This window comes from Paraburkholderia sp. J12 (assembly GCF_905220215.1).
In the GTDB taxonomy this organism is placed as follows: Bacteria; Pseudomonadota; Gammaproteobacteria; order Burkholderiales; family Burkholderiaceae; genus Paraburkholderia.
Genome location: NZ_CAJMZC010000002.1, coordinates 253,609 through 274,684, shown reverse-complemented (window position 1 = coordinate 274,684; position 21,076 = coordinate 253,609). Strand labels below are relative to the sequence as shown.

The window sequence follows — 21,076 nt, the reverse complement described above, 5'->3', positions numbered from 1 at the left end:
CGACATGGACATTCTTTTCATCGCCGATCCGCTCGAGCGGTTCAAGATCTACAAGGACTCGACCTACGCGATGATGGCCGAGGCCGCGCGCCGCGGCCACACGCTCTACGCGTGCGAGCCGCAGCACCTTGCCTGGGTGAACGGCCGGGTGGAGGCGGACGTGCGGCGCTTCGAGATCGTCGGCGATCTGGCGGACCTGCATCGCGAGACGTGGTTCGTCGCGCAGAACGCATCGCGCGAGCTCACGGGTTTCGACGCGGTGGTGATGCGCAAGGATCCGCCCTTCGACATGGAGTACGTGACCTCCACCTGGCTGCTCGAGATTGCCGAGCGCGCGGGCGCGAAGATCTTCAACCGCCCGCAGTCGATCCGCGATCATTCGGAGAAGCTCGCGATCGGCGAATTCCCGCAGTTCGTGGCGCCCACGCTCGTCACGCGCAGCGCCGCGCGCCTGCGCGCGTTCCACGACGAGCACAAGGACGTGATTCTCAAGCCGCTCGACGGCATGGGCGGCATGGGCGTGTTCCGCGTGAAAGCGGACGGCATGAATCTCGGCTCCATCATCGAGATGCTGAGCCACGACGGCGCGCGCAGCGTGATGGCGCAGAAGTTCATCCCCGAGATCAAGGACGGCGACAAGCGCATTCTGCTGATCGGCGGCGAGCCGGTGCCGTTCTCGCTCGCGCGTATTCCGCAGGGCAACGAGGTGCGCGGCAACCTGGCCGCCGGGGGGCTCGGCCGCGCCCAGCCGCTCACCGCGCGCGACCTCGAGATCGCGCAGACGCTCGGGCCCGTGCTCGCCGCGCGCGGCCTGCTGCTGGTGGGGCTCGATGCGATCGGCGACTGGCTCACCGAGGTGAACGTCACCAGTCCGACGTGTTTTCGCGAGATCATGGAGCAGACGGGTTTCGACGTGGCGGCGATGTTCGTCGATGCGCTGGAGCGCGCGGCGGCTTGAATCGGCGCCGGGCGCCTGCATGTAAGGTACTGAAAGGCGTAGCAGGGGCGAGACAGTGCGGTCGCGGCGCGAGCAAAAGCTCCTCGCCCGCGCGAAAATGACCCTGCTACAATGCCGCGAGCCCGCGTTCCGGGCAGGCCGGCGGGCGCTCGACACGGCGTCTGCACGACGGCTACGCGGCGTGTGTTCCGACCCTGAAGGCTCGCGGCTGGCCTCGGGATCGGCCTTGCCGGACGCGATCTACAGGATCGGCCGGGCATTTAACCCGAGCCGTTTTTTGGCAGTCAAGCTGAAATGGCAGGCATTCTGATCATCGCGCACGCACCGCTGGCCACCGCGCTACGCGACTGCATCGCGCACATCTATGGCGGTTGTCCGGCGCGTGTCGGCGCGCTCGACGTCCTTCCCGACAGCGATCCCACCGAGGTCGTCCGACAGGCCAATGCGGAAATCGAGCGGCTGCGCGAGGAAAACGGCGCGCTGGTGCTCACCGACATGTTCGGCGCGACGCCTTCGAACATCGCTTCGCGCCTCGCGACGCAGCCCCAGGTGCGGGTGCTGGCGGGCGTGAACCTGCCGATGCTGGTGCGCGCCGTCTGCTATCGCACGACGCCGCTCGACACGCTCGTCGAGAAAGCGCTGGCCGGCGCGAGCAAGGGCATCCAGGCGATCGGCCCGGCCACGCCGCCCCCGTCGACCGAGTGTGCCTGCGCGCCCACGCCTTGCGCCGAAGCGGCCTCGGATTTCGCGGCAGGCAAGCTGAAACCGGCAGGGGTCTAGGCGTTGCGCTCACTGCGAAAGACCGACGCCCGAACCCGCCACCGTCCACGTCTCATTCCAACACCTAGATAGCGCCCGGATCGAACCTATGCTGCAACAAGAAACGACCATCGTGAACAAACTCGGCCTGCACGCGCGGGCGTCGGCGAAACTGACCCAGCTGGCCGGCAACTATCAGTCTGAAATCTGGATGAGCCGCAACGGCCGCCGCATCAACGCGAAGAGCATCATGGGCGTGATGATGCTGGCCGCGGGCATCGGCAGTACGGTGGTGATCGAAACGGAAGGCCCGGACGAGGCCGATGCCATGAGCGCACTCCTGAAGCTGATCGCCGACAAGTTCGGCGAAGGGCAGTGACCGGCGCGTTTCGTCGCCGTCGTCACCGGATGCAGGAACGCCGCGGCTCGCCCGCGGCGTTTTTTTTAGCGCGTGCATAAGAGCAACGGAGAGCCCCGGCACGGCGATATTTCCCGCGCATTAAAAGGGCTTAACGCAGGGTCGGAATGAAGCATGAGGGGCGCACGGAATTTATAATTGCGTTCGGGGTCTGAGAGAGCGCATTGCAGCGGTTTGCCGCGGCATTACATAACCAGAGGAGGTGCGCGTGCCGTTCACGCTGCATGGAATTCCCGTGTCACGCGGTATTGCCATCGGGCGAGCCTATCTGATCGCCCCGGCCGCACTCGACGTCGACCACTACCTGATCGAGCCCGACAGGATCGAAGCCGAGATCGAGCGCTTTCGCGCGGGCCTCGTCGCGGTCGAACAGGAGCTCGATACGCTGCGCTCCGACCTCGCCGCCGATGCGCCCACGGAGATGGGCGCCTTCATCGGCGTGCACCTGATGATCCTCAAGGACGTGATGCTCGTCCAGGAGACCATCGACCTCATCCGCACGCGGCGCTTCAACGTGGAATGGGCGCTCACCGAGCAGCTCGAACGCCTCACGCGCCACTTCGACGACGTCGAAGACGAATACCTGCGCGAGCGCAAGGCCGACATCGAGCAGGTCGTGGAGCGCGTGCTCAAGGCGCTGGCGGGCGCGTCGCCGGCAGTGCTGCACGGCGGCTGCGACGAGATGATCGTGGTGGCGCACGACATCGCGCCCGCCGACATGCTGCAGTTCAAGACCCAGACCTTCCAGGGCTTCGTCACCGATCTGGGCGGCCGCACCTCGCACACGGCCATCGTCGCGCGCAGCCTCGGCATTCCGGCGGCGGTGGGCGTGCAGCAGGCGAGCGCGCTGATCCGCCAGGACGATCTCATCATCGTCGATGGCGATCATGGCGTCGTGATCGTCGATCCCGCACCGATCGTGCTGGAGGAGTACACGTATCGCCAGAGCGAGATGGCGCTCGAGCGGCGCAAGCTCCAGCGCCTGAAGTTCTCGCCCACGCAGACGCTGTGCGGCACCAAGATCCAGCTCTACGCGAACATCGAGCTGCCCGAGGATGCCCAGGCCGCGCTCGACGCGGGCGCGACCGGCGTGGGTCTCTTTCGCACCGAGTTCCTGTTCATGAATCACAAGGACCAGTTGCCGGAAGAGGAGGAGCAGTTCTTCGCCTACCGCCGCGCGGCCGAGCTGATGAACGGGCTGCCGGTGACGATCCGCACGATCGACGTGGGCGCGGACAAGCCGCTCGAGGCGATGACCGCGGCCGACGGCTACGAGACGGCGGCGAACCCGGCGCTCGGCCTGCGCGCGATCCGCTGGAGCCTGTCCGAGCCGCAGATGTTTCTCACGCAGCTGCGCGCGATTTTGCGCGCTTCGGCGTTCGGCACGGTCAAGATCCTGATTCCGATGCTGGCCCACGCGCAGCAGATCGACCAGACGCTCGACCTGATCCGCGAAGCGAAGCGCCAGCTCGACGACGCAGGCCTTGTCTACGATCCGAACGTGCAGGTGGGCGCGATGATCGAAATCCCGGCGGCGGCGCTTTCGCTGCCGATGTTCCTGCGGCGTCTCGACTTCCTCTCCATCGGCACGAACGACCTGATCCAGTACACGCTCGCGATCGACCGCGCCGACAACGCCGTGGCCGATCTCTACGACCCGCTGCACCCGGCCGTGCTGCAGCTGATCTCGCTCACGCTGCGCGAGGCGAAGCGCGCGGGCGTGCCGGTCTCGGTCTGCGGCGAGATGGCGGGCGACCCGGCGCTCACGCGGCTTTTGCTGGGCATGGGGCTCACCGAGTTTTCCATGCACCCGAGCCAGTTGCTGGTGGTGAAGCAGGAGATCCTGCGCTCGCAGCTGAAGACGCTGGAGAAGCCCGTGGCCGACGTGCTGGCCGCCTACGAGCCCGAGGAACTGCATGCGGCGCTCAAGCGCGTGGGTGAGGCCTGAGCTTGCCTCGAAATGCGGCATCGTCTTTCTACGTATCGCCGCGAAGTATCAAGAACAACGCCCCGGCATGCCGGGGCGTTTTCGTCAGGGGTGCGGGTGACGCCTGCCGCAGACCGGGCAATCCGGCTGCCGCGCGATGCGCATGGTGTTCCATTCCATGCGCAGCGAGTCGAGCATCATGAGCCGGCCCACGAGCGTCTCGCCGATGCCGCCGATCACGCGCAGCGCCTCGGCCGCCTGCATCGCCCCGACGATGCCCACCGTGGGTGCGAACACACCCATCGTCGAGCACGCCACTTCCTCGAACGGCTGGTCTTCGGGAAAGACGCACGCGTAGCAGGGCGAGGCGGGATCGCGGAAATCGAAGGTGCTGATCTGGCCGTCGAAGCGCAGCGCCGCGCCGGAGACGAGCGGCACGCCGTGCTTCACGCAGGCGCGGTTGATCGCATGGCGGGTCGCGAAGTTGTCGGTGCAGTCGAGCACCACGCTCGCGCCCGGCACGTGCGCATCGAGCCACGCGTCGTCGATGCGGGCGGCCACGGCGTTCACCTTCACCTCGGGATTCAGGCGCGCAATCGCTTCGCGGCCCGACTCCACCTTCGCGCGGCCGACCGAAGCCGTCTCGTGCATGATTTGCCGCTGGAGGTTGGTGAGATCGACGGTGTCGTTATCGACGAGCGTGAGCGTGCCCACGCCCGCGGCCGCCAGATACATCGCCGCCGGGGAGCCCAGACCACCCGCGCCCACTACGATCGCATGGGCGTCGAGAAAGCGCTGTTGCGCCTCGATGCCGATCTCGTCGACGAGGATATGGCGGGAATAGCGGAGGAGTTGATCGTCGTTCATCGCGAAGCGCGGGGAGTAGGGCGCGGCGACAAACCAGAACCGGGGGAGCGCGCGCCGTGAATGCGGAATCGTTATTGTAGTCGCGCTAAGGGATTCGCCGCCGGGGCCCGCATCGTGCGGGCCCCGGCGGCGAGTGACACTACAGCCGTAACTTCGGAGGTTACTTCGCCTGCGAGGCCGGAGCCGGAGCCGACGCCGGCGCGGACGTCGCATCCGGTGCCGAGGCGCCCGGCACCGCCGAGGCGGCCGGCTTCACCGCGATCGGCGCGGAAGCCGACTGCTCCGGCTTCTCCTGCGCGAGGCGGCGCTCCATCGGCGACTTCGACTCGATCACCGGCTTGCCCTGCAGCTTGTTCACGGCCTGCTGGAGCATGAAGTCGTCGGGCGAGCCGAAGTCCACCGGCTTGCGGTTGCGATCCTTCTCGCGCTGCTCCGGCGTCTTCTTGTCGTTCTGCTCTTCGAGCTGGCGCAGCATGTCCATGCGTTCCTGCTCGCGCAGATCCTGCTCCTTCTTCTCGTCCGGATCCTGCGTGTTGGCGAGGTGGTTCGAGTAATCCACTTCGCGCGTCACGAGCGCGTCGTCCGGATCGCCGTCGGCGTACTGGTCGACCGGATAGTCAGGACGGATGCCCTTGTTCTGGATCGAGCGGCCGGTCGGCGTGTAGTAGTACGCCGTCGTGAGACGCAGCGCCGTGTCGGCCGTGAGCGGGCGCACCGTCTGCACCGAGCCCTTGCCGAAGGTCGTCTTGCCGACGATCAGCGCACGCTTCTGGTCTTGCAGCGCACCGGCCACGATTTCCGAGGCCGACGCCGAGTACGCGTTGGTCAGCACGATCATCGGCACCGTCTTGAACTCGGCGGCTTCGTTCTTCAGCGGGTCGCCGTCGAACGAGGGCAGGCGGTAGTTCTCGTAGGTGTCGCGATAGACCTGCTTCGAGTCCGCGATCTGGCCGTTGGTCGAAACGACGACCGAATCCGGCGGCAGGAACGCGCCCGCTACGCCGACCGCGCTTTGCAGGAGGCCGCCGCCGTTGTTGCGCAGGTCGAGAATCAGGCCCTTCAGGTTCGGTTCCTGGCGCGCGATGTCCTGGAGCTTCTGGGCGAGGTCCGGCACCGTGCGCTCCTGGAAGCTCGTGATGCGGATGTACGCGTAGCCCGGCTGCAGGATCTTCGACTTCACGCTCTGCACCTTGATGATGGCGCGCGTGATGGTGAGCGGGAAGGTGCGGTCGTCGGTCTTGCGGAAGATCGTGAGCGTGACCTTCGTGCCCGGGTCGCCGCGCATCTGCTTGACGGCCTGGTCGAGCGTCATGCCGCGCACGGGCTTGTCGTTGATGCGCGTGATCAGGTCGCCCGGACGGATGCCGGCGCGGAACGCAGGCGTGTCTTCGATCGGCGAGATCACCTTGATCAGGCCGTCTTCCGCCGAAATCTCGATGCCGAGGCCGGCGAAGCGGCCCTTGGTCTGCTCCTGGAGCTCCGCGTAGTCGGTCTTGTCGAGATACGACGAGTGCGGGTCGAGGCTCGACACCATGCCCTTGATCGCGGAGATGAGCAGCTTCTTGTCGTCGACCGGCACGACGTAATCATGCTTGATCTGACCGAACACTTCGGCGAAGAGCCGCAACTGGTCGAGCGGCAACGGCTCGGTGGTGGTCTGCTGGGCCGAGGCGGACATCTGCAGGGTGGCCAGGACGCCGGTCGCGAGGCCAGCGGCAATCAGTCCGATGTTTTTCAGGTTCTTTCGCATAGAGATTGTTGCGTGCGGTCGAAAGGCGCGTGGCAGCGTCTAATGGAAAAGCGACGGACAAGTATAACTGCACACCTGCCGGGGCTGTGCATCATGAACGGAAGATGGCCATTCGACAGCGAAGCGTGTGCCCAGTTCGCATGAAATCGGCCGCAAAGCCTTGCCAGGCATGGCGCTGGCACCGGGCTGGCAGTTTTGACAGGCAGGCATGCCGGAAGACCGCCGGGTGTTTCGCCCGGCGATCTTCCGGCAAGGCAACGGTAAGGAGCGGTCAATGAAGCGGCTAATGGAGCCGTCCATGCCGTCCCGACGTGCCGTCAAGGCGAGGAGGCGCTCAGCCCGCCTTGCCCTGGTTCGCGACGGCGGCCTGGGCCTTCGCGACGGCGTCGGCGTCGCCCAGGTAGTAGTGCGTGATGGGCTTGAGGTTCTCGTCCAGTTCATAGACGAGCGGCACGCCGTTCGGGATGTTCAGGCCGACGATGTCGTCGTCGGAGATGTTGTCGAGGTACTTCACCAGCGCGCGGATCGAGTTGCCGTGAGCGGCGATCACGACCTTCTTGCCCGACTTGATGGCCGGGGCGATCGACTCGTTCCAGATGGGCAGCACGCGCGCGACGGTGTCCTTCAGGCACTCGGCCAGCGGCAACTGTTCGCGCGGCACGCGGGCATAACGCGGGTCGTTGTAAGCGGTGCGCGGGTCGGCCGGATCGAGCGCGGGCGGCGGCGTGTCGTAGCTGCGGCGCCAGACGAGAACCTGCTCGTCGCCGTATTTCGCGGCGGTTTCGGCCTTGTTCAGGCCCGAAAGCGCGCCGTAGTGGCGCTCGTTCAGGCGCCACGAGTGGACGACCGGCAGGTACATCTCGTCCATCTGGTCCTGGACGTGCCACAGCGTGCGGATGGCGCGCTTGAGCACCGAGGTGTAGGCGATGTCGAACGTATAGCCCGATTCCTTGAGCAGGCGGCCGGCCTGCTGGGCTTCGCGGACGCCCTGCTCGGTGAGGTCAACGTCGACCCAGCCGGTGAAGCGGTTTTCCTTGTTCCACGTCGATTCGCCGTGGCGGATGAGTACGAGTTTGTACATGGGATGCCGGTCGGTAGTGAGGAAGCAGTAATCGGGGACGGGAGAAAACCAGACCCGTCCGGGTGGCCTCGCGGGGGGATCCTTCGAGCCGGCCCGCGGCGTCACGGAAGCGACCCTCGGGCCCGGGCAGGGGCGCGCCACCCTCGCGACAAACGGTTATTTTATAATGAGCGGATTGTCTGATCTGGATTTCCCACGATTTCTCTGATTTCTCTTTTTTCCGGCGGATTTTCCGTGACGTTCTTTACCAATTACATCAACCTTGTACTCATCGCGATCGTCCTCATCTCAGGAGGGTTGCTTCTGTGGCCGACCTTGCAGCGCGGCGGCCGGGGCGGCGTGTCCGCCGCCGAGGCGACGCAGCTCATCAACCGCCGCAATGCGGTGGTGATCGACTTGCGTTCCGCAGAGGACTTCGCGAAGGGGCACCTGCCCTCGGCCCGTCATCTCGAGTTTGCCGAGCTTCAGGCCAAGGCGGGCCAGTTCGTGAAGAACAAGAGCAATCCGGTGCTGCTGGTCTGCCAGACGGGCCAGCAGTCGCACAAGGCGCAGCGCCTCGTGAAAGATGCCGGTTTTGCCGAAGTCCACGTGCTGGACGGCGGCGTGAACGCCTGGCAACAGGCCGGCATGCCGGTCGTGAAACAAGGAGGTTCGAAGTGAGCAAAGTGGTCATGTACAGCACCCAGGTGTGCCCGTATTGCCAGATGGCCGAACGTCTTTTAAAGTCGCGCGGCGTCGAGCATATCGAGAAGGTGCTGATCGACCGGGACCCGGCTCGTCGCGAGGAAATGATGACCCGCACCGGCCGCCGGACCGTGCCGCAGGTTTTCATCGGCGAGACGCACGTGGGCGGTTATGACGACCTGTCCGCGCTCGACCGCGCCGGCGGCCTGATGCCGCTGCTCGAAAAGGCGGCTTGACGCCGCTGCCCGAAGGGCGGCTCGATGTCGCTCGTCGAAACGGCGGCCTGAAGTCCCGAACGAGAAGCCGCGGCGCCGCACCCGCAGGTGCGATGCCGCAGGGCTTCGAGCCCGCGCAGACCTGGCTCGTGTCAGGCCTGCGCGGGCTTGTTCGCATGCAGGGCCGCCGCTGTGCGCGGGATCCGTCCGCGCTGTAACGCAATTTGCTGCTGCAATCCATTTAATCAGGGAAGCCATTCACCATGTCTGACGAGAACAACCAGCCGTTCTTCAATATCCAGCGCATCTACCTCAAGGACATGTCGCTCGAGCAGCCGAATTCGCCGGCCATCTTCCTTGAGCAGGACATGCCTTCGGTTGAAGTGGAAGTCGATGTCAAGGCCGAGCGCCTCGCCGAATCCGTGTTCGAAATTCTCGTCACCGGCACCGTCACGGCGAAGGTGAAGGACAAGGTCGCGTTCCTGATCGAAGCCAAGCAGGCCGGTATTTTCGACATCCGCAACATTCCCGCCGAGCAGCTCGACCCGCTCGTCGGCATCGCGTGCCCGACGATCCTGTTCCCGTACCTGCGCTCGAATATCGCCGACGCGATCACGCGCGCCGGTTTCCCGCCGATCCACCTTGCCGAGATCAACTTCCAGGCGCTCTACGAGCAACGCCTGCAGCAGCTCGCGCAGCAAGACGGCGGCGCGCAAAGCACGGCCACGCACTAACCCCAACCGCCGGTGCGGAGTATCGCAATGAAAGTCGCCGTTCTCGGCGCCGGCGCGTGGGGCACCGCGCTGGCCGGCCATCTGGCCCGCGCCCATGACGATACGGTGCTGTGGGCGCGCGATGCCGCGCTCATCGGCACCCTCGCCAGCACGCACGAGAATGCCCGTTATCTGGCGGGCGTCTCGCTGCCGCACAATCTTCACTACGAAACGGATCTCGCCGCCGCGCTCGACCATGCTTCGGGCGAGGCGGCGCTCGTCGTCGTCGCCACGCCCGTGGCCGGTTTGCGCGGACTGCTGCGCACGATGCGCGATCTCGGTCGCGTGCCGGCTCACTTCGTCTGGCTCTGCAAGGGCTTCGAAGCGCAGACCCAGCTCATGCCGCATCAGGTCGTGGCGGCCGAGCTGCCCGAGCATGCCGGCAACGGCGTGCTCTCGGGACCGAGCTTTGCGCGCGAAGTGGCCGCGGGGCTGCCCGTTGCGTTGACGGTGGCGAGCACCTCGGCGGCTTGCCGCGAGCGCACGCTGGCGGCGTTCCATCATCGCGCGATGCGCATCTATACCGGCGACGACGTGGTCGGCGTCGAGGTGGGCGGTGCGGTCAAGAACGTGCTCGCAATCGCAACCGGCATCGCGGACGGACTCGGGCTCGGCCTGAACGCGCGCGCCGCGCTCATTACGCGCGGGCTCGCCGAGATGTCGCGCCTTGGCGTGACGCTGGGCGGGCGCGCGGAGACGTTCACGGGCCTCACCGGTCTTGGCGACCTGATCCTGACGGCCACGGGCGACCTGTCGCGCAACCGCACCGTGGGCATGCAGCTCGCGAGCGGCCGCACGCTCGACGACATCCTCGGCGCGCTCGGACACGTCGCCGAAGGCGTGCGCTGCGCCCAGGCGGTGCTCGCAATCGCGCGCGAGCATGGCATCGATATGCCGATCACCGAGGCGGTTTGCGCCGTCCTGTTCGACGGCGTGGCGCCGCGCGACGCCGTGAGCGCGCTGCTCAAGCGCGACGCCAAGGCGGAATAGACAACGTTGGGTCTGGCGGGGGCACACGGGAAGGAGCTCGACATGCTGACCATCGGAAACTGCCGGATCGAGTCGCGCGTGGTGGATATCACCACGCTTCCCGTCGATGCGATCGTCAACGCCGCGAATACCTCGCTGCTGGGCGGGGGCGGCGTGGACGGCGCGATCCACCGTGCGGCCGGCCCCGACCTGCTGCGCGAGTGCGAAACCCTGAACGGCTGCCCGACCGGCGAAGCCAGAATCACCGCCGCCTACCGGCTTCCGGCGCGCCATGTGATTCACACCGTCGGCCCCATCTGGCACGGCGGCGGCCATGACGAGGCGCGGCTCCTCGCCTCGTGCTACCGCCGCTCGCTCGAGTGCGCGCGGGCCGCCGGCGTGCGCAGCATCGCGTTTCCCGCAATCAGTTGCGGTGTCTACCATTTCCCCGCCGACGATGCCGTCGCCATCGCCACGCAAACGGTGATCGACGCGCTGCCGGACTATCCCGAACTCGTACACGTGATCTTCGCGTGTTTCGACAATGCAATGGACGCGCGTTACCAGCGCGAACTGGCCACGCGCTGAGCAGGCGCCACGCTTATTCCCCGCCTTCGAACCCTGCCTGACGCCACGCTTCGAACACAACGACGGCCACCGTGTTCGAGAGGTTCAGGCTGCGATTGCCCGGACGCATCGGCAGACGCACGCGCTGCTCGTTGGGAAAGCGCGCGAGCAGGGCATCGGGCAGCCCGCGCGTTTCGGCGCCGAACACGAACCAGTCGCCGGGCAGGAACGCATGCGCGTGAAAGCGCCCCGAGCCGCGCGTGGTGAACGCGAACATGCGTGATGGATCGGGCGACTCGGCGGCGAGCAAGGCGTCCCAGTCGCGATGCACGTGCATTTGCGCGTATTCGTGATAGTCGAGGCCGGCGCGGCGCATCTTCGCGTCGTCGAGCGGAAAGCCGAGCGGCTCGATCAGGTGCAGCCGGGCGCCCGTGTTCGCGCACAGGCGGATCACGTTGCCGGTGTTCGGCGGAATTTCCGGTTCGACGAGAACGACGTTGAACATGATGAACAAGACTCGTAGCAGTTAAAGCAAAAAGGCAAAAAGCGGTATCAGTCTCGCGGCGTGCGCAGCGCGACGAAGTTCGTCACGCGCCGCGCACCGGCGGCTTTCAGCGTACGCGCGAGCGCATCGAGCGTGGCGCCCGAGGTCATCACGTCGTCCACCACGCCCACATGCAGGCCGCGCACCGGCTTCGTCAGCACGAATGCGCGCGCCACGTTGCGGCGGCGCCTCGCGCGGTCGAGCCGCGACTGCGCCGGCGTGTGGAGCACGCGGCGCACGAGTGTCGCGTCGGTGCGCGTACCCAGCGTGCGTCCGAGCGGCCGTGCGATCTGCCACGCCTGGTTGTAGCCGCGCTCGATCAGCCGCTCGCGCGAGAGCGGCACCGGCACGAGCACGTCGGGCCGGTCGGCGGGGTCGAGCGCGTCTTCGGCCGCGTGTGCGAGCTGTTCTGCGAACGTCTTGCCGAGTGCCAGGCGCGCGCGGAACTTCAGGCCGCGCGCGAGCAGATCGAGCGGCGCGCGATAGTCGCCGAGCGCGAGCGTCGCGTCGAACGCAGGCGGCGCTTCACGGCACGCGCTGCAGCGGTAGCGCCGGTCTGCCGCCCCGCGCCGCGCACCAGAGAGCGGCAGCGCACAGACGAAGCAGCGCAGGCGCGACTCGTTCCAGCAGGCCGCATCGCAAGCCACGCACAGCGTCGTGCGCGACAAATTGCCGCATAATGAGCACAGATTGGGCAGCACGAACTGGGCGAGCCGGGGCCGGACGAGTGTCATGACGGTCCGCAGGCTCTGACAGACGCGCAGACGAATCTGACGGCTTGCGCGACGGGCAGCGGGCGGCGGGACGGACGGCGGCATCGGCGGACGGCGGGCTCGCGAAACTGAAAGGATGGGAGTGAGCGAGTATACTTCGCAGACTTCGCCAATACGACCGACATGTCCCCGTCTCCCTCCAGACCCGGCCGTCCGGCCTATGATTCCCGCCTTCTGCGGCGCATTTTCGACCGCCGCGCGGCGACTTTCGACGAGGTCGCCTTCCTGCCGCGCGAGATCGCCCAGCGCATGCGCGAGCGGCTCGACTACATCAAGATGAATCCCGCGAGCGTGCTCGACGTGGGTTGCGGCCCGGGCGATGACCTGCCCGGCCTGCGTCAGCGTTTTCCCGAGGCGCCCGTCTTCGGCACCGATCTCTCGTACGCCATGCTGCAACGCGCGCTGCACCACGACGCGGGCGACACCAGCTGGCGGCGCTTCCTGCCCGCTTCCATCGGCCGTGCGCTCGGTGCGCGCGGACCGCGCTTCGCCCAGGCCGACTTCGCCGCGCTGCCGTTCGCGCACGGCGCGTTCGAACTGCTGTGGTCGAACCTCGCGCTGCACTGGCATCCGCGCCCGGACCTCGTGTTCGGCGAATGGCAGCGCGTGCTCAAGGTGAACGGCCTCCTCATGTTCAGCACGCTCGGTCCCGACACGCTCAAGGAATTGCGCGGCGCATGGGCCGAAGTGGAGGCCGCTCACGGCGTGCCGGCGCGCAAGCACGTGATCGACTTCGTCGACATGCACGACCTCGGCGACATGCTCGTCGAAAACGGTTTCGAGATTCCGGTGATGGACCAGGAGACGATCACCGTCACCTATCGTTCCGCCGCGAAGCTGCTCGCGGACGTGCGCCGCTGGGGCGCCTATCCGTTCGAGCGCGAAGGGGACGCGAGCCCGCTCTCGCGGCGCCTCTATCGCGCGCTGGTCGCGGCGCTCGAAGCGCGCCGGCGCAAGGACCCGGGCGACGAAGGAACTGAAGGCGGCACTGAAGGCGGCACGATCCCGCTCACCTTCGAAATCATCTACGGACACGCATGGAAAGCCGTGCCGCGCACGACGGCCGAAGGGCACGGCATCGTCAGGATCGAGGACATCGGGCGCGGCCCGGCAAGGAATCGATGAGGTGGGAAGGGGGCTTTCGTTATGCTTGGAATTAGCGACCGAAAAGCGCTCGAAAAGGCCTCTGAAAATCGCACAAAGCCTTGCCCGGCGTGGGTTTGCGGCCGATCCTGGCTTGCTTGTGGGGGCTGGCGGTTCGTGCCTATAATGCGTCAGTTTGTCGCATGGCTGAGCCCCAGTCCATTGCGTCAAGCCCGAACGCCTACAGTGTTATGCGAGGTTGTGCGCAGCGCCGGGCAGCGCTAGTCTCGGGTTGTTGCAGTGGTGAGAGGCAGGAGGCAGCAATGCAGACGTCCGATCTGCTGGCGAGTCCCGAGCCGGTCATCAAGGACTGGCTGATGAAGCGCAACTGTTCGGTCTCGCCCAGGCAATTCGTGTACTTCTATGTGTCGCTGGCTTTCGTTTCCGTCGCGATCGCCGTCCTGCTGTTGATCAACGGCGCCTGGCTGGTACTGCCGTTCACAGGTATCGATTTGTTGGTGGTGGGTGGCGCCTTCGCCGTCTATGCGCGCCATGCAGTCGATTACGAACGTATCAGGCTGTATCCGAACCGGCTGGTGATCGAACAGGTGAGCGCCGACACGCTCTCTCAGTTCGAACTCAATCCCCGCTGGGTCCGGGTCGAACCGGGCGCGACCCCACGCGACCCGGTCCGCCTCGTGTCCCGCGGCCAGACAGTCGCGGTCGGCTTGCATCTGCCGCAATACCGGCGTGCGCAGTTCGCGCGGGAACTGCGGACGTGGCTCGCGCGCGGCGCCTGAGCGGCTCTTGCCGCATCAGGCGTGTGCCTGGCTTCTTTGGCACTCGTCCGTTCGTGCACGATGCGAAACCTTCCTGCGGGGTCGAGGGTTTGAATGGAAATCATGGGTAAGGAAGCGATGAAAACAATCAAGCGAGCCCTTTCGGGCGTGCTGGCAGGTAGCGGACTCCTGTTCGCCGGCGCGGCCCTTGCGGTAGGAGACAGCCCCGGCGGCCCGGCGGTGAACGAGATCAATTTCCAGCCGCCAGTCACGAAGATCGCCGAGGAACTCTACAACCTCCACATGTTCATGCTGCTGCTGTGCACCGTGATCTTCATCGGTGTCTTCGGCGTCATGTTCTATTCGATCTACGCGCACCGTAAATCGAAAGGCCACCAGGCCGCCCACTTCCACGAAAGCACCACGGTCGAAATCATCTGGACGATCGTGCCGTTCGTCATCGTCGTGCTGATGGCGCTGCCCGCCACCCGGGCCGTCGTCGCGATGAAGGACACCTCCAACGCCGACCTCACCATCAAGGTCACGGGCTACCAGTGGAAATGGGGCTACGACTACGTGAAGGGGCCGGGCGAGGGCATCAACTTCTACTCCACGCTCTCGACGCCGCGCGCCGAAGTGGACGGCGAGCAGCCGATCACCGACACGTATCTGCAGGAGGTCGACAACCCGCTCGTCGTGCCCGTCAACAAGAAGATCCGCATCATCACCACGGCCAACGACGTCGTGCACTCGTGGTACGTGCCCGCGTTCGGCGTGAAGCAGGATGCGATTCCGGGCTTCGTGCGCGACACGTGGTTCAAGGCCGACAAGGTGGGGACCTTCCGCGGCTTCTGTACCGAACTGTGCGGCAAGGAGCACGCGTTCATGCCGGTCGTGGTCGAGGTGCTCTCCGACGACGACTACGCGAAGTGGGTCGATACGCAGAAGGCGAAGATGGCCGCGGCCAGCGACGATCCGAACAAGACCTACACGCTGGCCGAGCTCAAGGAGCGCGGCGAGAAGGTCTACCTGTCGAACTGCGCGGTGTGCCACCAGCCGACCGGCAAGGGCGCAGGCGCCTTCCCGGCGCTCGACGGCAGCAAGATCGCCAACGGTCCGATCGCCGAACACGTGAGCATCGTCCTGCACGGCAAGAACGCGATGCCTTCGTGGGCGCCGACGCTCAGCGACGTCGAGATCGCCTCGGTCATCACCTTCGAGCGCAACTCGTGGGGCAACCATACGGGCGACGTGCTGCAGCCGCGCCAGGTGGCCGACGCGCGCAACGGCAAGATGCCCGAAGGCGGCGGCCAGACGGCCGGCGCGGGCGCGGCGGCAGGCGGGGCGCAAGCGGCTGCGGGCGCGAGCGGTGCAGCCGCAGCGAGCGGTGCCGATCAGGCGAGCGGCGGTGGCGAAGCATCGGGCTCTGCATCGGGCGCAGCCGCAAGTGCATCGGCGCTCCCGGCCAGCATCTATTTCGACATCGGCAAGAGCACGCTGCCCGACGACGCGAAAGACGCGATCGCGGCCGCCGCCGACTATGAGAAGGCGCACCCCGACGCGAAGTTCACGCTCTCGGGCTACACCGACGCGAGCGGCAACGCCGCCACCAACGCGGAACTCGCAAAGCATCGCGCGCAGGCGGTGCGCGACGCGCTGAAGGCGGCGGGCATTGCCGAAGACCGCATCATCTTGAAGAAGCCGGAAACGATCACGGGCGGCAGCGATGCCAAAGAAGCCCGGCGCGTGGAAATCGGCCCGTCAGCCTGAGTCGCGGATGCGCTGCCATTGAGGGGACGCGAGAGCCGTCGTTGCTTTCGCAACTATTTGCATGGGGTCGCGTGAGGTGCCGGGCACCGCGGGCGGCCGGAGCTTTGCAAGGGATCGGAGCAAGCGCTTCAGCGCCCACTCCGATCGACAAAGGAGAGAGTCATGTCGAGCATCGGACACGATGTAGCAGGCCACGGTCACGTCCACGGCGAACACGCGCACGAGACGCCCCACGGCTGGCGGCGCTGGCTATTGGCCACCAACCACAAGGACATCGGGACGCTGTACCTGATCTTCTCGTTCGTGATGTTCCTTTCCGGCGGCGTGATGGCGCTCGCGATCCGCGCCGAGCTGTTCGAACCCGGTCTGCAGATCATGCGGCCCGAGTTCTTCAACCAGCTCACCACCATGCACGGCCTCATCATGGTGTTCGGCGCGATCATGCCGGCCTTCGTGGGTTTTGCGAACTGGATGATTCCGCTCCAGATCGGCGCCCCGGACATGGCCTTCGCGCGCATGAACAACCTCAGCTTCTGGCTGCTGCCTGCCGCCGCGTGCCTGCTGGTCGGCTCGTTCTTCGCGCCGGGCGGCGCGACTGCCGCGGGCTGGACGCTCTACGCGCCGCTCTCCACGCAGATGGGCCCGGGCATGGACTTCGCGATCTTCGCGCTGCACATCATGGGCGCCTCGTCGATCATGGGCGGCATCAACATCGTCGTGACGATCCTGAACCTGCGCGCGCCGGGCATGACGCTCATGAAGATGCCGATGTTCGTGTGGACGTGGCTCATCACCGCCTACCTGCTGATCGCCGTGATGCCGGTGCTCGCGGGCGCGATCACGATGCTGCTGTTCGACCGCCACTTCGGCACGAGCTTCTTCAACGCCGCGGGCGGCGGCGACCCGGTGATGTACCAGCACATCTTCTGGTTCTTCGGGCACCCCGAGGTGTACATCATGATCTTGCCGGCGTTCGGGATCGTTTCGCAGGTGATCCCGGCGTTCTCGCGCAAGCCGCTCTTCGGCTATAGCTCGATGGTGTACGCCACGGCCTCGATCGCCATTCTCTCCTTCATGGTCTGGGCGCACCACATGTTCGCGACCGGCATGCCGGTCACGGGCCAGTTGTTCTTCATGTACGCGACCATGCTGATCGCCGTGCCGACAGGCGTGAAGGTGTTCAACTGGGTGGCCACCATGTGGCGCGGCTCGCTCAGCTTCGAAACGCCGATGCTGTGGGCGGTGGGCTTCCTGATCGTGTTCACGTTCGGCGGCCTCTCTGGCCTGATGCTCGCCATGGCGCCGCTCGACATCCAGTACCACGGCACCTACTTCGTGGTGGCGCACTTCCACTACGTGCTGGTGGCGGGGTCTCTGTTCGCGCTCTTTTCCGGGTGGTACTACTGGTCGCCCAAATGGACCGGCTGGATGTACAACGAGACGCGCGGCAAGATCCACTTCTGGTGCTCGCTGATCTTCTTCAACCTGGCGTTCCTGCCGATGCACTTCGTCGGTCTCGCCGGCATGCCGCGACGCTACGCGGACTATCCGGCCCAGTTCACCGACTGGAACCAGGTGATCTCGATCGGCGCATTCGGCTTTGGACTTTCTCAGGTGTACTTCCTGTTCTTCGTGGCGCTGCCGGCGTATCGCGGCGGCGGCGAACTGGAGAAGGCGGGCGACAAGCCGTGGGACGGCGCGACGGGCCTCGAATGGACCGTGCCGAGCCCGGCGCCGTTCCACACCTTCGAAAATCCGCCGACGGTCGAGTAACGCGCCGCCGGAAGGCAGAAACGAAAGCGTGCAAGACAGAAGTGCAAAACAAGGGTGCAACACAAGAGTGCAACACGACGCGATACGAGCATGACCCGGAACTCACCTGAAAGACGAACGCCCGCGCAGATTCGCGCGGGCAATCTGCGGCTCGGCCTGATTCTCTTTGCCGTGGTTGCCTTTTTCTTTGCGAGTGCCGTCGTCAAGCAGATGTATTTCAGTGGTCGATAGCAGTACGGCTTGCAGTAAAAGACCGTTCGAGGACGTTCGATGTCAACGCATGAAGCGGGCGACCGCGCGCTCAACCGTTCGATGCTCATCAAGCTCGTCGTCGTGGCGATCCTGATGTTCGGCTTCGGTTTTGCGCTGGTGCCGATGTACCGGGCGATCTGCGAGGTCACGGGCATCAACAACCTCGTGCAGCGCGATGCAACGGAACGCGAGGCGCGCAACACGCAGGTGGACATGAGCCGCACGGTGTCGGTGGAGTTCGACGCGAATGCGCGCGGGCTCCTCGGCTTCAGGCCGGAGCAGTCGAGTCTCGACGTGCATCCCGGCGAAGTGATGACGGTGATGTACGAGTTGTCGAATCACGAAGGGCGCGCGGTGACCGCGCAGGCGATTCCGAGCTATGCGCCGAAGCAGGCGACCGAGTACTTCCGCAAGATCGAGTGCTTCTGCTTCACGCAGCAGACGCTCAAGGCGGGCGAGGCGCGGCGCATGCCGGTGGTGTTCGTGATCGACCCGAAGCTGCCGAAGGACGTGAAGACGATTACGCTGTCCTACACGTTTTTCGAGCTGAACACACCGGCGGCGGCGCAGGGCGCACCGGGCCGGACATGACGCAGGAACGAGTGCACGGAAAGGCGAAGCCCATGAACGGTGCGGGCGCGAACGGCGAAGGCGGCAAGAAGAAGAGCGGAGTGTTGCAGCTCTTCAAGGCGGTGGCGTGGTCGTTTTTCGGCGTGCGCAAGCGCGCGGACCTCGAAGCGGATGCCGCGCAGCTGCACCCCGTCGCGCTGATCGCGGCGGCGCTGATCGGCGCGGCGCTCTTCATCGGCGTGCTGCTGCTGGTCGTGCATCTCGTGGTGGGATAAGGCGCGTGGGGATTCGGTAACGGCAGGCAGCGACAGAGAAGCGATAGAGAAGCAATAGCGAAGCGACAGGCAGCGGCAAGCAGCGAGCGATAACGAAGATAGACAGCCGGAAACGTTCCGGAGCTACTGGAAACTGGAGAATCAGGCATGAGTGGCCAAAACGATAGCCCGTACTACTTCATTCCGCATCCGTCGCGGCATCCGATCAGCGCGGCCGTCGGTCTTCTCGTCATGCTCTCGTCGCTCGGGTCGTGGATCAACGGCGAGTCGTGGGGGCCGATCGGCGTGCTGGCGGGCCTGCTCTGGCTGCTCTTCACGCTGTGGCACTGGTTCGGCGACGCGATCTCCGAATCCGAAGGCGGCATGTACGGCAAACGCGTGGACGTGTCGTACCGCTGGAGCATGAGCTGGTTCATCTTCTCCGAGGTGATGTTCTTCGGCGCATTCTTCGGCGCGCTCTTCTACGCCCGCGAGATCGCGCTGCATCAGCTCGGCAGCCTCGACTACAAGCTGATCTGGCCGGACTTCAGCGCCGTCTGGCCGAACACGGGGCCGGCGCAGCTCGTCTCGCACTTCGCATCGATGAAGCCCTATCCGGTGCCGACGATCAATACCGCGCTGCTGCTTTCCTCAGGCGCGACGCTCACCGTGTCGCACCATGCGCTGCGCGACAACCATCGCAACAAGGCCATCGCCTGGCTCGCGGCCACGATCGTGCTGGGGCTGTGTTTCCTCTGCCTGCAGGCGTTCGAGTACATCCATGCTTATGGCGAGCTGAACCTCACGCTCGCCTCGGGCGTGTACGGTTCCACGTTCTTCCTGCTCACGGGTTTCCACGGCTTTCACGTGTTCCTCGGCGGCACGATGCTGACCGTGGTGCTGATCCGGCTGATCCGCGGACACTTCACGGCCGAGCATCACTTCGCGTTCGAAGGCGCGGCGTGGTACTGGCACTTCGTGGACGTGGTGTGGCTCGGTCTCTATGTCGTCGTGTACTGGCTGTAGCTTGTGCAGCACTTGCAGCAGCGGGCACGCAGGACGGAATCCAACCGGGATCAGGCGCCGCGGCCGACTCTGTCGGCGCGGCGTTTTGCTTATGGGGGCGAGCGTCTAGCGCCCGTAGGGAATGCCGGTGGACTGGATCCAGCCCATCCAGTGCGCGAACAGGATGAAGAGGAACAGCGAAATGGACAGTCCCACGCGCGTGGCGAGCGACCAGACCATCCGCTTCGTGCGGCCGCGATCGTGCATCATGAAATAGAGCGCGGAAAACAGGCTCGCGATGATCAGCGCGAACGCAATGGGAACGAGAATGTGCATGAAGTTCACGGAATCGGGCATGCCTGAAATCGCCTGTCTCATTATGGCACCGGTTTTCGCGCCGCAGTGGGGTGCCGGGGGGAGGATCGGCGATATCGCCTCGGTCGGCGCGCCCCGCGCTATCCGCCGCATTGGACGTGCCCGATGAAGTTTCGTCTCGTTCCCGCTCTGCTGATTCTCGTCGTGATGGCGGTGACGATCCGCCTCGGCTTCTGGCAGCGCGATCGCGCCCATCAGAAAGAAGCGCTCGAGGCGCAGATCGAGCGCTACGAAGCGGCGCCGCCGCAAACCGTCGGCGCTGCGCCGCTGGCGTTCGAAGGCATTCAGTTCCATCGCGTGCGCGCGACCGGGACCTTCATGCCCGATCTCGCCGTCTATCTGGACAACCGGCCTTACGACGACCAGCCGGGCTTTTACGTCGTGATGCCGCTCAAGCTGCAAGACGGCGGCTACGTGCTGGTCAATCGCGGCTGGCTGCCGCGCAACATCGCCGAGCGCGACACGATCGCCCCCTACGACACGCCCGCAGGACCCGTGACCGTGGAAGGCATCGCCCGGGCGGATGCCTCGCGCGCCTACGAGCTCGGTGCGGGCGGCTCGGCGCCGCATCAGAAGATACGGCAAAATCTCGGCGTCGCGTCCTACGCCACGGAAACCGGGCTGCCGCTGCAGCCCTTCGTGATCCAGCAGACCGGCTTCGTGCCGGCCGCGAAAGACGGCCTCGTGCGCGACTGGCCCGCGCCGACCACCGGCGTCGAACGCAACTACGGCTACATGCTCCAGTGGTGGGGCATGGCCGCTGCGGCCCTCGGCTTCGGCCTTTACGCGGCCCGCCGGGCTGCGACAAAAGAGCGCACCAAAGCACTGGAAGATCCGGCACAACAGATTCAGGCGGCGGACAGTCAAGCACAAGGAAATCAGGCTCCAAAGGACGCCTGACGATCAATCGGCGCAGCCACGCGTTCAACG

General features: G+C 65.7%; 25 protein-coding genes. 19 read left to right on the top strand and 6 right to left on the bottom strand.

The genetic code is table 11. The annotated features are described in order from the left end of the window. Positions 1-4: 4 nt before the first annotated feature. The 5 genes from gshB to ptsP all read left to right on the top strand — a co-directional run bounded on the left by gshB (position 5) and on the right by ptsP (position 4,083). The gene (gshB, locus tag U5760_RS06200; RefSeq protein WP_322010410.1) at positions 5-958 is read left to right on the top strand and encodes a glutathione synthase; all 954 of its coding nucleotides are present in this window, start codon (positions 5-7) and stop codon (positions 956-958) included. 97 nt (positions 959-1,055) lie between these two features. Next, positions 1,056-1,268 (top strand): hypothetical protein, encoded by a 213-nt coding sequence (locus tag U5760_RS06195; protein WP_322010408.1) that lies wholly within the window; start codon positions 1,056-1,058, stop codon positions 1,266-1,268. Then, on the top strand, positions 1,253-1,738 hold the full coding sequence (locus U5760_RS06190; protein ID WP_322010406.1) for a PTS sugar transporter subunit IIA: 486 nt from the start codon (positions 1,253-1,255) through the stop codon (positions 1,736-1,738). The genes U5760_RS06195 and U5760_RS06190 overlap by 16 nt, the downstream gene beginning before the upstream one ends. Before the next feature lie 88 nt (positions 1,739-1,826). Then, on the top strand, positions 1,827-2,096 hold the full coding sequence (locus U5760_RS06185; RefSeq protein WP_028227727.1) for an HPr family phosphocarrier protein: 270 nt from the start codon (positions 1,827-1,829) through the stop codon (positions 2,094-2,096). A gap of 247 nt (positions 2,097-2,343) precedes the next feature. Then, positions 2,344-4,083 carry a phosphoenolpyruvate--protein phosphotransferase gene (gene ptsP / locus U5760_RS06180; protein WP_322010402.1) on the top strand — a complete coding sequence of 580 codons (1,740 nt, stop codon included), beginning with the start codon at positions 2,344-2,346 and terminating at the stop codon, positions 4,081-4,083. Positions 4,084-4,167: 84 nt separating this feature from the next. Here the strand turns inward: ptsP and U5760_RS06175 are convergent, their stop codons facing one another. From U5760_RS06175 to gpmA, 3 genes are all read right to left on the bottom strand, one after another. Further along, a complete protein-coding gene (locus U5760_RS06175; protein ID WP_322010401.1) occupies positions 4,168-4,929 on the bottom strand; it encodes a molybdopterin-synthase adenylyltransferase MoeB in 762 nt (253 codons plus the stop codon). 160 nt (positions 4,930-5,089) lie between these two features. Further along, complete coding sequence (locus tag U5760_RS06170) at positions 5,090-6,679, bottom strand: S41 family peptidase (protein WP_322010400.1); 1,590 nt, start codon at positions 6,677-6,679, stop codon at positions 5,090-5,092. Positions 6,680-7,013: 334 nt separating this feature from the next. Continuing rightward, positions 7,014-7,760 carry a 2,3-diphosphoglycerate-dependent phosphoglycerate mutase gene (gpmA, locus tag U5760_RS06165; RefSeq protein WP_322010398.1) on the bottom strand — a complete coding sequence of 249 codons (747 nt, stop codon included), beginning with the start codon at positions 7,758-7,760 and terminating at the stop codon, positions 7,014-7,016. A 234-nt stretch (positions 7,761-7,994) separates the two neighbouring features. On the opposite strand from gpmA, the gene U5760_RS06160 reads away from it, so the two are divergent. The 5 genes from U5760_RS06160 (at position 7,995) to U5760_RS06140 (ending at position 10,989) form a co-directional block, all read left to right on the top strand. Further along, a complete protein-coding gene (locus U5760_RS06160; protein WP_322010395.1) occupies positions 7,995-8,420 on the top strand; it encodes a rhodanese-like domain-containing protein in 426 nt (141 codons plus the stop codon). Further along, positions 8,417-8,680, top strand: a complete 264-nt coding sequence (gene grxC, locus U5760_RS06155; RefSeq protein ID WP_028227721.1) for a glutaredoxin 3 — start codon at positions 8,417-8,419, stop codon at positions 8,678-8,680. Before U5760_RS06160 ends, grxC begins: the two co-directional genes overlap by 4 nt. A gap of 242 nt (positions 8,681-8,922) precedes the next feature. Further along, positions 8,923-9,393: a protein-export chaperone SecB gene (gene secB / locus U5760_RS06150; RefSeq protein ID WP_322010393.1), complete on the top strand. Its 471-nt coding sequence runs from the start codon at positions 8,923-8,925 to the stop codon at positions 9,391-9,393. A gap of 27 nt (positions 9,394-9,420) precedes the next feature. Then, a complete protein-coding gene (locus tag U5760_RS06145) occupies positions 9,421-10,422 on the top strand; it encodes an NAD(P)H-dependent glycerol-3-phosphate dehydrogenase (RefSeq protein ID WP_322010391.1) in 1,002 nt (333 codons plus the stop codon). A gap of 42 nt (positions 10,423-10,464) precedes the next feature. Beyond that, on the top strand, positions 10,465-10,989 hold the full coding sequence (locus U5760_RS06140) for an O-acetyl-ADP-ribose deacetylase (RefSeq protein WP_322010390.1): 525 nt from the start codon (positions 10,465-10,467) through the stop codon (positions 10,987-10,989). 13 nt (positions 10,990-11,002) lie between these two features. On the opposite strand, the gene trmL is transcribed toward U5760_RS06140, so the two are convergent. Further along, positions 11,003-11,473, bottom strand: coding sequence for a tRNA (uridine(34)/cytosine(34)/5-carboxymethylaminomethyluridine(34)-2'-O)-methyltransferase TrmL (gene trmL, locus U5760_RS06135; RefSeq protein WP_322010388.1), 471 nt, complete (start codon positions 11,471-11,473; stop codon positions 11,003-11,005). A 47-nt stretch (positions 11,474-11,520) separates the two neighbouring features. Continuing rightward, on the bottom strand, positions 11,521-12,246 hold the full coding sequence (locus U5760_RS06130) for a ComF family protein (RefSeq protein WP_322010387.1): 726 nt from the start codon (positions 12,244-12,246) through the stop codon (positions 11,521-11,523). Between the two features lie 162 nt (positions 12,247-12,408). On the opposite strand from U5760_RS06130, the gene U5760_RS06125 reads away from it, so the two are divergent. The 8 genes from U5760_RS06125 (at position 12,409) to U5760_RS06090 (ending at position 19,792) form a co-directional block, all read left to right on the top strand. Next, the gene (locus tag U5760_RS06125) at positions 12,409-13,410 is read left to right on the top strand and encodes a methyltransferase domain-containing protein (protein ID WP_322010384.1); all 1,002 of its coding nucleotides are present in this window, start codon (positions 12,409-12,411) and stop codon (positions 13,408-13,410) included. A 281-nt stretch (positions 13,411-13,691) separates the two neighbouring features. Beyond that, complete coding sequence (locus tag U5760_RS06120; RefSeq protein WP_322010383.1) at positions 13,692-14,168, top strand: DUF2244 domain-containing protein; 477 nt, start codon at positions 13,692-13,694, stop codon at positions 14,166-14,168. Positions 14,169-14,261: 93 nt separating this feature from the next. Then, on the top strand, positions 14,262-15,917 hold the full coding sequence (gene coxB, locus U5760_RS06115; RefSeq protein ID WP_322010381.1) for a cytochrome c oxidase subunit II: 1,656 nt from the start codon (positions 14,262-14,264) through the stop codon (positions 15,915-15,917). A gap of 162 nt (positions 15,918-16,079) precedes the next feature. Next, positions 16,080-17,690, top strand: coding sequence for a cytochrome c oxidase subunit I (gene ctaD / locus U5760_RS06110; protein ID WP_322010379.1), 1,611 nt, complete (start codon positions 16,080-16,082; stop codon positions 17,688-17,690). A gap of 90 nt (positions 17,691-17,780) precedes the next feature. After that, positions 17,781-17,921 carry a cytochrome oxidase small assembly protein gene (locus tag U5760_RS06105; protein WP_322010377.1) on the top strand — a complete coding sequence of 47 codons (141 nt, stop codon included), beginning with the start codon at positions 17,781-17,783 and terminating at the stop codon, positions 17,919-17,921. A gap of 39 nt (positions 17,922-17,960) precedes the next feature. Next, on the top strand, positions 17,961-18,533 hold the full coding sequence (locus U5760_RS06100; RefSeq protein ID WP_322010374.1) for a cytochrome c oxidase assembly protein: 573 nt from the start codon (positions 17,961-17,963) through the stop codon (positions 18,531-18,533). A gap of 32 nt (positions 18,534-18,565) precedes the next feature. Continuing rightward, positions 18,566-18,787, top strand: a complete 222-nt coding sequence (locus U5760_RS06095; RefSeq protein ID WP_322011070.1) for a DUF2970 domain-containing protein — start codon at positions 18,566-18,568, stop codon at positions 18,785-18,787. 147 nt (positions 18,788-18,934) lie between these two features. Continuing rightward, on the top strand, positions 18,935-19,792 hold the full coding sequence (locus U5760_RS06090) for a cytochrome c oxidase subunit 3 (RefSeq protein ID WP_322010372.1): 858 nt from the start codon (positions 18,935-18,937) through the stop codon (positions 19,790-19,792). A gap of 105 nt (positions 19,793-19,897) precedes the next feature. Here the strand turns inward: U5760_RS06090 and U5760_RS06085 are convergent, their stop codons facing one another. Further along, the gene (locus U5760_RS06085; protein ID WP_027795959.1) at positions 19,898-20,107 is read right to left on the bottom strand and encodes a twin transmembrane helix small protein; all 210 of its coding nucleotides are present in this window, start codon (positions 20,105-20,107) and stop codon (positions 19,898-19,900) included. A 144-nt stretch (positions 20,108-20,251) separates the two neighbouring features. Here U5760_RS06085 and U5760_RS06080 point away from each other — a divergent pair, with 144 nt between their 5' ends. Next, entirely contained in the window at positions 20,252-21,046 is a 795-nt protein-coding gene (locus U5760_RS06080) for an SURF1 family protein (RefSeq protein WP_322010370.1), read from the top strand. The last annotated feature ends 30 nt before the right edge of the window (positions 21,047-21,076 follow it).